Origin of the sequence: Mycobacterium uberis, assembly GCF_003408705.1 — a bacterium.
In the GTDB taxonomy this organism is placed as follows: domain Bacteria; phylum Actinomycetota; class Actinomycetes; order Mycobacteriales; family Mycobacteriaceae; genus Mycobacterium; species Mycobacterium uberis.
The window spans coordinates 53,896-66,308 of record NZ_QAYL01000003.1; the positions used below are offsets into that span (position 1 = coordinate 53,896).

Below are 12,413 nucleotides of genomic sequence, written 5' to 3' on the forward strand. Positions count from 1 at the left end.
GACCAACGTGTACCAGCTTACCGATTGGCCCCGCTGAGTGTATATCACCGCAGCAATGGGGACCATCTTTGTAGCATTGCCCTTGTTAGCAATCGCGATCAAGGTAGATTAGCCGAATTTCTGGCCGTTGATCACCAGCTCTTCATCGACGATGAGACTGTTACTGATCCTGAAGACCGCCACCACGAGCACTGTGCTCTGTGTGTTGTTCGGGGTCCCCATGGCGCTGGTATTGACCTGCTGCACGGTACAGCTTGTGCGATTGCTGTGACCGCTGATCTTGCTGCCGCTGGTAGCTGCTGCCCGTGGTTGGTAGCATCGCGTTGCTTTATCCATTCGGCCGACTTGGATTGATCGGGGGTATCTGGAAGCCGCCGGCATCACCATCGCGTTCAGTAACTGTGGTGATGGCGTGACCTTCGTCTTGTTGCCGTTTCTGGTGATCTCCCTCGAAGGTGTCGACCGTATCGCGAACGCCAAGTGTAGAAGACTACAGAAGGAGCGGCGACATTCGGGGTGCGGCCAGCATCGTGTGGTGGCGGGTCACGCTGTCGATACTGCTGCCCGGGATGGTGTCGGAGGCGGTGCTGGCATTCGTTCGTTCGCTGGGGAGTGCGGTGCGACACTGACCTTTGCTGGCGCCTAGCAAGGAATTACCTGGATTCTGTCGCTGGAGATCTACCTACAGCAGGTTAATGATGCGAACGCAGCTGTAGCACTGTCTATCCTGCTCGTGGCAGCGGCAGCGTTGGTACTGTTGAACTTGAATGCTCACGGGATGACCAGGGCCGATACGAGGTAGCCGTCATGAGCGAATTAGAGTTTTATGCGGTCGTGACAGACCGTCATCGGTTCTCGGTAGCTCCGGGTGAGGTGCTGACCCTACTAGGACCCAATGGCATGGGCAAGTCTACTGCCCTTGACGTCATCGCCGGCCTGACTTGCTCTGACGAGGATTTGGTGCGCTTGGGGACCGGGTGTTGACCGATACTGCGGCCGGGATGGACGTGGCAACGCACGATCGTCGGGTCGAGTTGCTCTTGCAGGATCTGTTGCTGTTGCTGCACGTGACTGTTGCGGCCAACGCGGTCTTCGAACCGCACAGCCGTCACAAGGTGTTCGGCATGTTTTGAATCGCCGACACCCAGGACAAGGTCCATGCTCGCGATAAGGTGCTGGATTGGCTGCGCCTGGTGAACGCTGAGCAGTTCGCCGACCGCAAACCACGGTAACTGTCGGGTGGTCAAGCGCAGCGGATCGCGATCGCACGCGCGTTGGCGGCCCAATCCGAGGTGCTGCTCCTCGACGAGCCGTTGACCTGGTTTGGTGTGGCCGTGGCTGCGGCTATTCGCAGCGGTGCTGCGCAGCCTGGTTACCCGGAATAGCTGTGCCATCATCCTGGTAACCCACTAGCTGCTGGGACGTGTTCACCCTGGCCGATCGAGTGCTAGTACTTGAGTCCAGCAGGATTTCCGAGATCGGCACGGTAGGCAAGGTAGTTGATGTGCTTAGCGTGCCGTGCAGTCATTTTGGCGTCCGGATATTGTTAGGCGCCAACCTAGTCAACGGGAGCATCGGCACCGACAGTTCCTTGCTAACCCGATCCGATGCGGGTTGGCACGAGACGCCAGCCCAAGACCTCGGAGATGAGCTCGCCGCTGGCCAAGACGCAGTCGCCGTATTCGTGTGATGTATTAGCGTCTATCGCGGTCTCAGTCTATTGCGATCCGCCGCATGGCGGCCTACACAACACTGTTGAACTAACCGTGATGGAACTGGATGCCTGTGGAGGCGCTTCCTTCGGGTGCGGCCCGCAGCAACCTAACGGCGTTCTTGGCCTGGCCGCGGAAATCACCTTTGATGCCTGTCACGGAGCTACGGCTGACACCCGGAGATCGCGTGTGGCTCGTCGTCAAAGCTCATGAAGTGGCACTTTTACACCTGGTGCTTGCAGCGACACGCCCGACCGTGAACCAGTACGTCTCGAACCGGGCAAACTGAAAAACCCTACCGTTTTTCAGCAAGTCGTACTTGTGTCGCAGCCATAACACGGTAGGTTCGTCGCCATGAATCAGGCAGACCCAAATTCGACACATCGCAACAGACTGTGGGCGATGCTGGTGATTGCTGCGGTGGCCAGCACCAGTGCCGTCACAATTATGTTGCCGGTGGTCGCCAACGCCGATCCCGAGCCCGCGCCGTCATCAACGGCTGCCGCGGCACCCGAACCTGTGCCGGAGGCCACCGTGCCCCTTTCAGGTGCTCTTGATGCATCCGAAGCTCAGCCGGGCGATCCGAATGCATCGCCTCCACCTGCAGTCGACCCCAATGTCGGCCGAACCGCCAACCCCGTCGGTGGCTTTAGCTTCGTCCTTCCTGTCGGCTGGGTTGAGTCAGACGCTTCGCACCTCGACTACGGTTCCGCGCTGCTCAGCAAAACCACCGGACAGCCGCCCATGCCTGGCCAGCCGCCGCCGGTTGCTAACGACACCCGTGCCGTGCTTGGCCGACTGGACCAAAAGCTTTACGCCAGTGCCGAACCTGATAACCTCAAGGCTGCGGTCCGCCTCGGCTCGGATATGGGTGAATTCTATTTGCCATACCCCGGTACGCGGATCAATCAAGAAACCATTTCGCTCAATGACAATGGGGCAACTGGAAGTGCGTCCTATTATGAGGTCAAATTCAGCGATCCCACCAAGCCGATTGGCCAAATCTGGACAGGCGTAGTTGGCTCGCCAGCGGCTAACACACCTGACGCGGGGCCCCCGCAGCGCTGGTTTGCGGTATGGCTTGGGACCTCGGACGACCCGGTGGACAAGGGCGCAGCTAAAGCGTTGGCCGAGTCGATTCAGTCAGGGACAGCCCCGATCCCGGCGCCAGCACCGGGAGAGCCGGCACTCGTCCAGACGCCTGCGGGACAAGTCGGTCCGGTTTCCACTTCACTGCCACCGCAGGCCTTGCCCGCCTGATTCGCCGCTCACACGGCAAACCGTTGTTACCAAATAGGCACTCAAATCGGGGTATACCGAAATCACAGCCCCACATCTGGGTTGGGCTATAACTATCGAGTGTAAGGAGATCCCTAATGGATGTCATGGCAGCTACCGAATATCTTGCCCGTTCAACGACGCTGACCAGCGTCGGCTGGATTGGCTACATCATCATCGGTGGTATCGCTGGCTGGATCGCCGGTAAGATCGTGAAAGGCGGCGGGTCAGGCATCTTGATGAACATCGTGATTGGTGTCGCGGGCGCGTTAATCGGCGGCTTTCTACTGAGCTTCTTTGTCGACACCGCCGCCGGTGGTTGGTGGTTCACTTTGCTCACTGCGATCCTGGGTTCGGTTATCCTGATCTGGGCTGTCGGCAAGGTGCGAAAGACCTAAATAATAATCAAAGACCTAATAATTCGGTGGTCTAACCCGGTCTCGACGGATCACGGCATCATAGCGGGATGGGGCCGAAAGCGAAAATGACGATGCGTGCGTGGCGGGTGCGTCGGCCCGGCCCGATCCAAGTCGGCTCGCTCGAGCAAGTCATCACCGAGGTGCCGCGTCCCAAACCGTCCGAGTTGCTGGTTGCCGTGCATGCATGTGGGGTATGCCGCACTGACTTACACGTTACAGAGGGCGATCTCCCTGTGCACCGCGAACACGTGACTCCTGGCCACGAGGTGGTGGGGGAGGTTCTTGAGGTAGGCTCGGAAGTAGGTATAGTCGCTGGGTTCGATGTGGGAGACCGGGTAGGCATCGCTTGGCTACGTCACGCCTGTGGCGTGTGCCAGTATTGCCGTCGCGGCAACGAGAACCTGTGTCCACAGTCCCGCTACACCGGCTGGGATGCTGACGGTGGATATGCCGAATTCGCCACTGTCCCTGCGACTTTTGCGCACCATCTACCGAGCGGCTATAGCGACTGCGAGCTTGCCCCGTTGTTGTGTGCTGGCATCATCGGGTACCGGTCGTTGTTGCGCGCCGAGCTACCGCCGGGTGGCCGGTTAGGTATCTACGGCTTTGGTGGCAGTGCTCACATCACGGCACAGGTTGCTTTGGCGCAAGGAGCGGAGGTTCATGTCATGACCCGCGAAGCCCGGGCGCAGGAGCTGGCGTTAGAACTTGGCGCCGCGTCGGTTCAAGGCGTCGCTACTCCTCCGCCGGTACCGCTGGATGCCGCAATCCTGTTTGCGCCGGTCGGTGATCTAGTGTTGCCCGCATGTGAGGCTCTGGACCGCGGCGGCACCCTGACGATCGCAGGGATTCATCTTTCCGATATCCCGCAACTAAACTACCAGCGGCACTTGTTTCAGGAGCGCCAGATCCGGTCGGTGACATCAAACACTCGTGCTGATGCGCGTGCGCTCCTCGACTTCGCGGCCCAACATCACATTGTGGTCACCGCATCGGAATACCCACTTGAGCAAGCCGATCAGGCGCTTACTGACCTCAGTGCCGGCCGCATCACAGGGGCCGCTGTGCTGCTAGTGTAGTCAAGGCGAGGAAGACAGGTACCAGGCCAGTGTAGCCGCCAGTGTACTCAACTCGCTTACGATACCGATGTAACGTTATTGGCATAAGTGAGAATGCCCACCGGATATTTCGTCGTCCACGGACAACACTGCGGTTTCCGGCTTCCAGCATAAGCATCAGAGAAGCACAAACTTTGCTGACAACACAGCATAAAGGCTGTCACATCCCCGGGTGCCTACCCCGTTGGGGGCCTACAAAGCCTAGATTTGGGCGTCATCGTGGCGGGCACTAGCCCGGTCTACAACAAGCGCATGCAGCGGGCGCTGGACTTTGAAGGCGATGATGTGCCGGTCCTCCCCAAGGTCAAAAATGTGGACTACCCGGACAAACTGAGGCAGGCTCGTATTAGCAACGCCATTAGTGAATTCTTCGCCCGAAGCTACCACAATCACCTCGGACTTGGTGTGAATCTGCGCAGCGCGCAGGGCAAGGAGAGTGCCGGTCTCCTAGTGGTGTAGGTCGACGCAGTATTAGCTGACTTGAAACCGGGAACCCTTACGTTACTTGGGTTCTCCTACGACAGGCTATGTACCCCTCAAGCCGTGTATCGTGCTCATTGGGAGCAGCGTCTATGGCAAAATGGGACTGTTGCCGCACCCCGATGGGTTACGGCTCGCTGGTCTGCACTGCCATCGACGTCACCCGGCTCTGGACATCCGACGAAGCTGGTACGGATACTGGCGTCGACACTTCGCGGTGTGCTTTCTACGACGTGACCACCATTTTCTCTGATCACGTGGTCGTCGGATGACCGCCATTTCGGCCTCGGTCGCGCTGATCCACCACAATCGAACCGGTAGCAGCGTCCATCTCCACACCGCCTAGGCCGAAGTTGGCGTCAACCAGCTGGACAGGCTGTTTGTCACCCAGGCCGCGTTGGGAGTCAGTGTAGCCGAGATCCACGATGACACTGCAATTCACGGGGTCTATACATGTGCCGGCGACGACGAGTGGTGTGTAGCCTCAATCCACTCGGATAACGAATGGCATTGTGTTGCATCTTTTTTAGAGCAACACGAGTTGGTTGACGACCCGCGCTTCGCGACCGGCCAGTCGCGCGTGGCCAACTATGCAGAGTTGGTGGGCAGTGTTGTCACCCTGGACCTGTACCCGCACCTCAGTGCAGGCTGTCCAAGACGTGCAGCTAGCCGGAGTTCCAGTCGGCCCGGTGATTCGTCCACCAGACATACTCAAGGGCCTACAATATGGTCGCGCGTAAATTGTTTGCTGACATGGTGTATTTTTTATCGACAGTGCGCTACCGATTGAGGCGGGTCCGGCTCCATTTCGTCACATCCCACCCGGCAATGTAATGTCTGGCGCTACTGCCTGGCCAAGACACCCGTGAGATCTGCCGGAAGCTGCTCGGGATGAGGTAGCCAGGAGACTGAGCGGCTGATCGCCGACCGTGTACTGTTCGCGCCCGCCGACGGCGCCTAAGCAGTTTGTGTGTAGTTCGTGGTTCTGACTATAAGCATCGGCTTCGTTACCACTGCGTGGCTGGGAATCATCGCTGACCTACTAGTGATCACAGCCGTCTCAGTATCTGCCGTAAAAGACAACATTTTGTTCAGGTTGATGGCCGCGTTCGGCTTGACTTATAATGGCGCACAGTTGACCTTGCTGAGCGCTATGGGTGTCGTGCAGTCCTCCGAAGAAGAACCTGGGGCACTTTCTGGTGTCATCAATTTTTGCTTAGGAATCGGTGTGTCCGTCGGACTGGCATGAGCCGGAGTGGTCGTCAGTTGAGGTACGGAGGCGAGGTATCTGTTGGCGCTGTGGATGTGTGTTGCCATGAAAGTGGTTGCGTTGCTGTCCAACCTGATCTTGTATCCCAAGCCGTTCGAGAGGTCGTAGGCCGATGCCTGTCGGACTCCAGAACGCCGGTGCTGATCGGTTATGGCCAGGTCGATCACCACGACGAAATCAACTCGGATAAGTGATCTGTCGAACTGATGGCTGCTACGGCCCGACACGCAGCGGATTTCCGGATGTTGGAAACCGTGTATCCCATTCGCGTGATGAACGTGCTGTCGGCACACTATCGGGATCCCAGGCTAATGTTCGGGATGTGGATAGGCGCCACTGACTTCGCAACGTTGTACAGCTCAATTGGCGGTAATGTGTTGCAGTCTCTGGTCAATCAGGTGTGCCTGGACATCTAGCAGGATCGGTGTGGTGCTGGTTGCCGATGCGGAAATCTTAGTGTACCAGGATGGGGTTGCGTCCCAAGGCCAGCGCAACTCACATAGACGGTCCAGGACGAATGCGTGCCGATGGCCGAGGTTGCCGGCGACGACGTGCCGATGCACGGTGATACCGAGGTCAGGATCCAGCTGAATTGGCCAGCGTATGTGTATCCGCTGTTTCAAGCAGCAAGCACTTCGAATCGCCAACAGCGAGTCAATCGAGGATCACGGCCGCCGCGTGGGGGAATTGTAGGCACATTTCAACGCCGTCGCGGTCGACAATCCTTACGCGTGCCGCTAACCGCCGCGGAGATCACGCGTTTCAGCCCACAGAATCGGATGATCAGCTGGCTTTATACCAAGTTGATGAACTCCAACAATATGGCCGACCAGGGTGCCATGCTGATCCTCACATCGGTTGAGTTGGCGACACGCTTGCAGATCCCTGCCAAACGCTTGGGTGTACCCGCATGCTGGCACTGCTGAGTGCAACATATATGCTATCGTTGAGCATGTTGTGTTAAATCTAACCGGCGGCCATCCGGATCGTCGGGGCGTGGGTGCTAGGGCGGGCGGAAATTGGCGATGTAGAGCCTGTACTCATGCTTTCCCGCCGCGGTTCAGATCGCGGTAGCTGACCGTGGATTGAGCCTCGATGATCCCGGCTGTCCGCTCACAGTTACAGGCGGGCTTGTGTTTGTGAGTGGCCCGTGGAGCAATTACGTCGCGTATTTTATTTGCTGTCATGGCTGAGCTTTTACTGAGCAATCCAAGACGGCGCGGTCTGATTATCGCCAACGGTAAAGTATCTAACCAGGCATAGCTTCGGTGCTTACAGTACCGAACCACCGGATGAGTTTCGTTGGGAAGATGCGTAGTTGGCAGTGGATCGAGAGCTCATCCGAGGCCGGCTGCTTGAGTGGGAAGGCGTCGGTACTGTTGAAGCGTGGACGACGTCGTTCAACTGTGATGGGCAATTGGCGAAAGCCTACTCGGCTGTGTGTACGCCCGACGGTTTGCGTGCTTTGGCCTTGGTCGCTGATCCCACCGCGGCTGGAATGACGGTGTGTGAAGACATTTGGTTGCGCCAAGATTGTCGTCGCCACCGATGAAAGCGTGACGCTGAAGTAGCCGGCCTAAAACATCACCGCACGTCATGGCCCAGTAATCGAGGAATGGTCGCGTACACCCACCGACGTGCCTATTGTCGAAGGTGGATGTTGGGGGAGGTCGTGGGAGGTGATGCCTGGTGCAGATCCTGGTTACCGACGCCACAGGTACGGTCGGGCGGTTCGTCGCACGACAGCTGATCGCAGCCGGCCACACGGTCATAGGTATTGCTAAGCACCCGCACGCCTACCTGGACGTAGGCGTCAATTTTGTTTGTGCTTCGTTGGGTGACCCTGTCCTGCAAGAGTTAGCCGACGAAGCCGACGCAGTGATCCATCTCGCTCCAGTCGACGCCACCGCGCCTGGTGGCGTTGGCATTAACGGTGTTGCGTTGGTTACCCATGCGGCCGCTCGCGCTGGTGCCCGGCTGCTGTTTGTGTCACAGGCTGCGGGCCGGCCCGAGCTGTACCGTCCGGCTGAGACGTTGGTGTCCACGAGTTGGGGGCCAAGCTTGGTAATCCGGATCGCGCCACCAGTTGGTCGCCAGCTCGATTGGATGGTATGCCGCACTGTCGCCACGTTGCTACACACCAAGGTCTCGGCGCAACCAATGCGGGTGCTGCACCTGGACGATCTCGTCCGCTTTCTGTTGGTAGCGCTGCACTCTGACCGCACCGGCGTGGTGGATCTCGCCACCCCGGATACCACCAATGTAGTAACCGCGTGGCGACTTCTGCGATCCGTTGACCCTCATGCACGACTGCACCGGGTCCATAGCTGGGCCCAGTTGATTCCCGAATTAGATATTTCTGCAGTGCAAGAGGATTGGATGTTCGAGTTCGGTTGGCAGGCGATCGACGCGGTTGCCGACACCAAGCGTGGGCTGGTGGGTCGCAGACTCGATCTCGCAGGCGCGACCGACCATCCATCGGGTCAATTGGTGCTCCCGGTGGAGGTCCCACCGAGGTTCGGGGCATCCGACGAGTTACCGTCTGCGGCACCAGACGGGCTGGAGGGTGAGTTCGACGATCGGATCGACCCGCGGTTTCCGGTCTTCAGCGCCAGTAGTCTCACCGAGGCGTTGCCGGGGCCGTTGACCCCGATAACGCTGGACGTCCAGGTGAGCGGACTGCACCGGGCCAGTTGGGTGATGGGTCAGGCGTTAGCACTTGGCGGGGTAGTGGGTGATGAATGGGGGAGCAGGGCCATCGCGGTGTTCGGCCATCGTCCTTACGTCGGGGTATCGTCCAATGTCGTTGCTGCCGCGCAGTTGCCCGGCTGGGACCAGAAAGCCGTCGCTCAGCGGTCACTGGGCGAACAGCCGCCGGTCGTCCAGCTCTTGCCGTTCGGTCCACCACAATTGGCGGGAGGACCGCTCGGCTCGGTTGCCAAAACGGTCGTCGCGGCGCGGTTGGTGGCCCTATTACGTCATCTCAGGACTGACACGCGAGCCTATAGCGCCGCCGCTGTGTCGGAACACCTGAATGCTGAGCAGCTAGCCTTGTTATCGGACGCCAGCATTGAAGTTCGGATTCGGCTGTTGCGAGATCGGATTCACCAAGGCTGGATTCTCACGGCACTATGGTTGATCGATACTGGCTTTGCAGCGGCGACATTGGAACACAGTCGCGCGGATGCCAGTGTGTCCGGGGTGGGCATGATCATGGAAAGTAGCCGTGTCGCGGCGGAAACCGCCCCGCTGGCAACAGTTCTGCGTGATGATGCGCTATTGCGCGCGCTAGCCCGCGATGGCAATCTCAGCAGCGTACGCGCGTTGTCTCCGACGGCCGCTGCGGCTGTCGATGCGGCCATCGCCCGGATTGGGCACCGCGGGCCGGGGGAAGCCGAACTGGCCAATCAGACGTTCAGTGACGACCCGGCGCTGTTGCTGTTCGTGGCCGCGGACGCCGCTGTCGCTGCTAGCGCACAAACCGAGCCCGCACCACCGGTCACGATGGCTCGACGGTTAGCCGCCAGCGCGCGCAAATCGCGCGAATTGGCCCACGACACCACCATCCGGTTTACCCATGAGCTTCGGATGACATTGCGCGAGTTGGGATCTCGACGAGTAGCGGCGGACCTCGTCGACGTCGTCGACGATGTGTACTACCTGACCTGCGACGAACTAGTTTCCATGCCGGCCGATGCCAGGCTGCGGATTAAGCGGCGGCGTGCGGAGCGTGAACGTTTGCAAGCGCAACGTCCGCCCGATATCATCTACCGAAGTTGGATTCCTGTTGACTCGAGCCTCGATGATCCCGGATAGCAGCCCGTCGGTGAACGGTCAGCCTGTTAGCATCGACAGGGCCCCGCAAGTGGATCAAGGCTTTCACGTTATCGAGCACGTCCCAAATCTAGGCATTAATTCCAGCCAACACCCGATTGTCACCGTTTAGCTAGAAAGCAACGAATTCATAGCTGGCTGTGTCGCTGTGGGACACCAACCGCGCAAAACTCAGGGCATGCCCGACGTACTCCACTCTGAGGTCGTACCGATCGGTGAAGAAGTAAGTTAGGGTATCTTGGCGTATGCGCCTGGCTTGCCGAGCATTATGGCTACCGCCACCGCGGGGCTGCTTGAGTGCATTGGTTCAGTGCTCGGTGTGGATCCGGGGGCAAATGGCAGGTGTTCTGCATAAGCGGTATCATCGACCGCGTAGATGTCAGGGTCGCTGGTACTTAGCGAAGAATCGATAAGCACGCCATTGGTACCTATGGACAGTTTTGCTTGTTCGGCGAGTTTAACGTTAGGTTGGACACCTACGGCCATCAGCGCCGCATCTAAGGCAAGCGTGAACCCATCGCCATCGCACATCTTGAGTCCTGTGGCTTTGCCGTGCGCCCCGTCAGCCCTGGTGATCTCCTCGACTTGCTCTTGTAGCTGTCGATTTATTCCGTGATCGCGATGCAGGATGGCAGGCACTTCACCAACAGTTTTTTCTGAGCGCAGTCATCAGCGGTTTTTTGACTGCCTCGACGACCGTGACATTGACCCCGCGTTGACACATGGTGGCAGCTACCTCCAACCCTATCCACCTGATGCCCGGCATAGCGAGCGACGGCGTTTCGACCAGAATAGAGTTCAGTGCCGAAGCATCGTCGCAAGTGCGCAGATAACCGACTCCGGCCGCGTCGGATCCCGGTATTGGTGGACGTCGCGAGGTCGATCCAGTCACCAGCAGCTTGTCGTACTGCAGCGCGGTGGCGTCGGGAAGCCCGACAGTGTGCGCAGCGGGGTCCAACTACAACGCACGCATTCCGATTCTCAAGTCGACATCATGTTCGCGTTGCCAGTTCGCCGTCTGTAAAGTGAAGTCGCCTAGCGTCTTCTTATCGGTCAGATACTATTTTTGGACAGTCGAGGTCGCTCGTACGGCAGGTGCTGCTTCTTGGTGAAAGCGTCTCCATAGAAGCCGTTGTTGCGCAATGTTTCCACTGCTTTAGGTTCAACAAGTCCGACGCCAACAATGACAAATGCGGTAACGCTGGTCATGACTGCTTCTCTATTTTGTTGTCCAAAGTTTCTCAGCCCACTCTGGCGGCAGCTAAGGATTGTCCGGACACTTGCTGAAGCACGTCGTTGAGTGTCAACCTGACGAGAGCGGTATCCAGACGAGCATTGGTGCGCTGTGCCAAGGCGTCCATCCAGTTCTGCCGGGTCAGTGGACAGTCTGAATACGTTTGACCGCCGTGATGGCGCGTTCGTCAAGGTACGGCCGCACCCAGGTCCATACATCTTGGATTTCGCGTAGGTAAATGCCAGCGCTAGTGTTGCTAATCTCTTTGAACTGCTTTAAGAATCGCTTAGCCGTGGAAACATCGTCTCGGCTGTGCCTGGTGGTTTTGCGAAGATCATTTAGTGCAGTCGTCACAGATCTACTGCGCGACGTCATCGAGCCGGATAACCGAACTTTTATCATAACGCATGTAGCGGGTCCGACAAACGCTCTAATCATTGCGCGCCACTTGTATGTCAGTACGACCGTCGGCGTACGCAGGCTGGCCTTTAACAGTTCCCGTGCAGCGTGCAGGCTGTGATCGCGTTGATAGGCTTACTGGCAAGGATGTACAGCAACGGGAACAGTGGCATTGGCTTACTGCTGAGCCGGATTCCGTCCTCAGGCACATACGCGGCGCGGGCAGCCTCTAGCTCGTCGCACCCGTTGTTGGTTACTATCTACAAAGCATTAAGCGCTCGATGTCCATAGTTGCAAACATATGGCATCGGCCTGTCGGAAGTAAACTTGCCGAAGGTACTACTTCGGCTTGAGTGATGATCTCGCACAGTGAACACCACAGCTGGCCCAGGGCTGCAGTTGGCGTTTAGTTGTCATGCCCGCAACGCCAACGCGCAACCAACTGCGCGCTTACCGGCCCGCCATAATCATCGGGCTAACGTGTGCCTAGCTGAGCAGCTGTTCGGTGTCAGTTGGCGTCATCCGCACCAGTAATCTATCCTGGCCGCTAACGGTCATTGCCATATTGCTGTTGGTTAAGAATGCTAATCTCCTGAGCATCCGTTTCTTTTCGGCGCTATGCCCTGGGTCAAACAGTTCGCAGATACGGTTGGCTAGCTCTTTGTCGTA

Annotated in this window: 12 protein-coding genes and 5 pseudogenes; 11 read left to right on the forward strand and 6 right to left on the reverse strand. The window is 58.2% G+C overall.

Annotated elements, in window-relative coordinates:
* Positions 1-55 precede the first annotated feature (55 nt).
* The 7 genes and pseudogenes from MUBE_RS03815 to MUBE_RS15060 all read left to right on the forward strand — a co-directional run bounded on the left by MUBE_RS03815 (position 56) and on the right by MUBE_RS15060 (position 5,279).
* Positions 56-802: pseudogene (locus MUBE_RS03815) on the forward strand (ABC transporter permease).
* Positions 803-807: 5 nt separating this feature from the next.
* Positions 808-2,001: pseudogene (locus MUBE_RS18830) on the forward strand (ATP-binding cassette domain-containing protein).
* A gap of 65 nt (positions 2,002-2,066) precedes the next feature.
* Positions 2,067-2,972, forward strand: coding sequence for an alanine and proline-rich secreted protein Apa (locus MUBE_RS03825; protein WP_116539554.1), 906 nt, complete (start codon positions 2,067-2,069; stop codon positions 2,970-2,972).
* Between the two features lie 116 nt (positions 2,973-3,088).
* Positions 3,089-3,388 (forward strand): GlsB/YeaQ/YmgE family stress response membrane protein, encoded by a 300-nt coding sequence (locus MUBE_RS03830; RefSeq protein WP_116539555.1) that lies wholly within the window; start codon positions 3,089-3,091, stop codon positions 3,386-3,388.
* 68 nt (positions 3,389-3,456) lie between these two features.
* The gene (locus MUBE_RS03835) at positions 3,457-4,488 is read left to right on the forward strand and encodes a zinc-binding alcohol dehydrogenase family protein (protein ID WP_207801646.1); all 1,032 of its coding nucleotides are present in this window, start codon (positions 3,457-3,459) and stop codon (positions 4,486-4,488) included.
* Positions 4,489-4,746: 258 nt separating this feature from the next.
* Positions 4,747-4,986: a hypothetical protein gene (locus tag MUBE_RS03840; RefSeq protein ID WP_116539556.1), complete on the forward strand. Its 240-nt coding sequence runs from the start codon at positions 4,747-4,749 to the stop codon at positions 4,984-4,986.
* A gap of 113 nt (positions 4,987-5,099) precedes the next feature.
* Positions 5,100-5,279: a hypothetical protein gene (locus tag MUBE_RS15060; RefSeq protein WP_133297042.1), complete on the forward strand. Its 180-nt coding sequence runs from the start codon at positions 5,100-5,102 to the stop codon at positions 5,277-5,279.
* Here MUBE_RS15060 and MUBE_RS15065 read toward each other — a convergent pair.
* Positions 5,261-5,449: a hypothetical protein gene (locus MUBE_RS15065; protein ID WP_133297043.1), complete on the reverse strand. Its 189-nt coding sequence runs from the start codon at positions 5,447-5,449 to the stop codon at positions 5,261-5,263. The two genes, MUBE_RS15060 and MUBE_RS15065, sit on opposite strands and share 19 nt — an antisense overlap.
* Here MUBE_RS15065 and MUBE_RS19830 point away from each other — a divergent pair.
* The 4 genes and pseudogenes from MUBE_RS19830 to MUBE_RS03860 all read left to right on the forward strand — a co-directional run bounded on the left by MUBE_RS19830 (position 5,405) and on the right by MUBE_RS03860 (position 10,093).
* The gene (locus MUBE_RS19830; protein ID WP_165849684.1) at positions 5,405-5,797 is read left to right on the forward strand and encodes a CoA transferase; all 393 of its coding nucleotides are present in this window, start codon (positions 5,405-5,407) and stop codon (positions 5,795-5,797) included. The two genes, MUBE_RS15065 and MUBE_RS19830, sit on opposite strands and share 45 nt — an antisense overlap.
* Before the next feature lie 189 nt (positions 5,798-5,986).
* Complete coding sequence (locus MUBE_RS03850; RefSeq protein ID WP_116539558.1) at positions 5,987-6,256, forward strand: hypothetical protein; 270 nt, start codon at positions 5,987-5,989, stop codon at positions 6,254-6,256.
* 137 nt (positions 6,257-6,393) lie between these two features.
* Positions 6,394-7,848: pseudogene (locus MUBE_RS03855) on the forward strand (acetyl-CoA acetyltransferase).
* Positions 7,849-7,966: 118 nt separating this feature from the next.
* Complete coding sequence (locus MUBE_RS03860; RefSeq protein ID WP_116539559.1) at positions 7,967-10,093, forward strand: NAD-dependent epimerase/dehydratase family protein; 2,127 nt, start codon at positions 7,967-7,969, stop codon at positions 10,091-10,093.
* A 246-nt stretch (positions 10,094-10,339) separates the two neighbouring features.
* Here MUBE_RS03860 and MUBE_RS19835 read toward each other — a convergent pair whose 3' ends face one another.
* The 5 genes and pseudogenes from MUBE_RS19835 to MUBE_RS19855 form a co-directional block, all read right to left on the reverse strand.
* Positions 10,340-10,750 carry an FAD-dependent oxidoreductase gene (locus tag MUBE_RS19835; protein ID WP_279386659.1) on the reverse strand — a complete coding sequence of 137 codons (411 nt, stop codon included), beginning with the start codon at positions 10,748-10,750 and terminating at the stop codon, positions 10,340-10,342.
* Position 10,751: 1 nt separating this feature from the next.
* Positions 10,752-11,069: an FAD-dependent oxidoreductase gene (locus tag MUBE_RS19840; RefSeq protein WP_279386660.1), complete on the reverse strand. Its 318-nt coding sequence runs from the start codon at positions 11,067-11,069 to the stop codon at positions 10,752-10,754.
* Positions 11,070-11,164: 95 nt separating this feature from the next.
* A complete protein-coding gene (locus MUBE_RS19845) occupies positions 11,165-11,320 on the reverse strand; it encodes a hypothetical protein (RefSeq protein ID WP_243632807.1) in 156 nt (51 codons plus the stop codon).
* A gap of 32 nt (positions 11,321-11,352) precedes the next feature.
* Positions 11,353-11,987, reverse strand: a pseudogene (locus tag MUBE_RS19850) (endonuclease).
* A gap of 243 nt (positions 11,988-12,230) precedes the next feature.
* A pseudogene (locus MUBE_RS19855) lies at positions 12,231-12,413 on the reverse strand (TfoX/Sxy family protein); the annotation flags it as partial.

What these genes read in the sequence shown, in the direction of transcription:
- MUBE_RS03825 (WP_116539554.1), top strand. Translation starts at nt 2,067, where the DNA reads ATGAATCAGGCAGACCCAAATTCGACACATCGCAACAGACTGTGGGCG.
- MUBE_RS03830 (WP_116539555.1), top strand. Translation starts at nt 3,089, where the DNA reads ATGGATGTCATGGCAGCTACCGAATATCTTGCCCGTTCAACGACGCTG.
- MUBE_RS03835 (WP_207801646.1), top strand. Translation starts at nt 3,457, where the DNA reads ATGGGGCCGAAAGCGAAAATGACGATGCGTGCGTGGCGGGTGCGTCGG.
- MUBE_RS15060 (WP_133297042.1), top strand. Translation starts at nt 5,100, where the DNA reads ATGGCAAAATGGGACTGTTGCCGCACCCCGATGGGTTACGGCTCGCTG.
- MUBE_RS19845 (WP_243632807.1), bottom strand. Translation starts at nt 11,320, where the DNA reads ATGACCAGCGTTACCGCATTTGTCATTGTTGGCGTCGGACTTGTTGAA.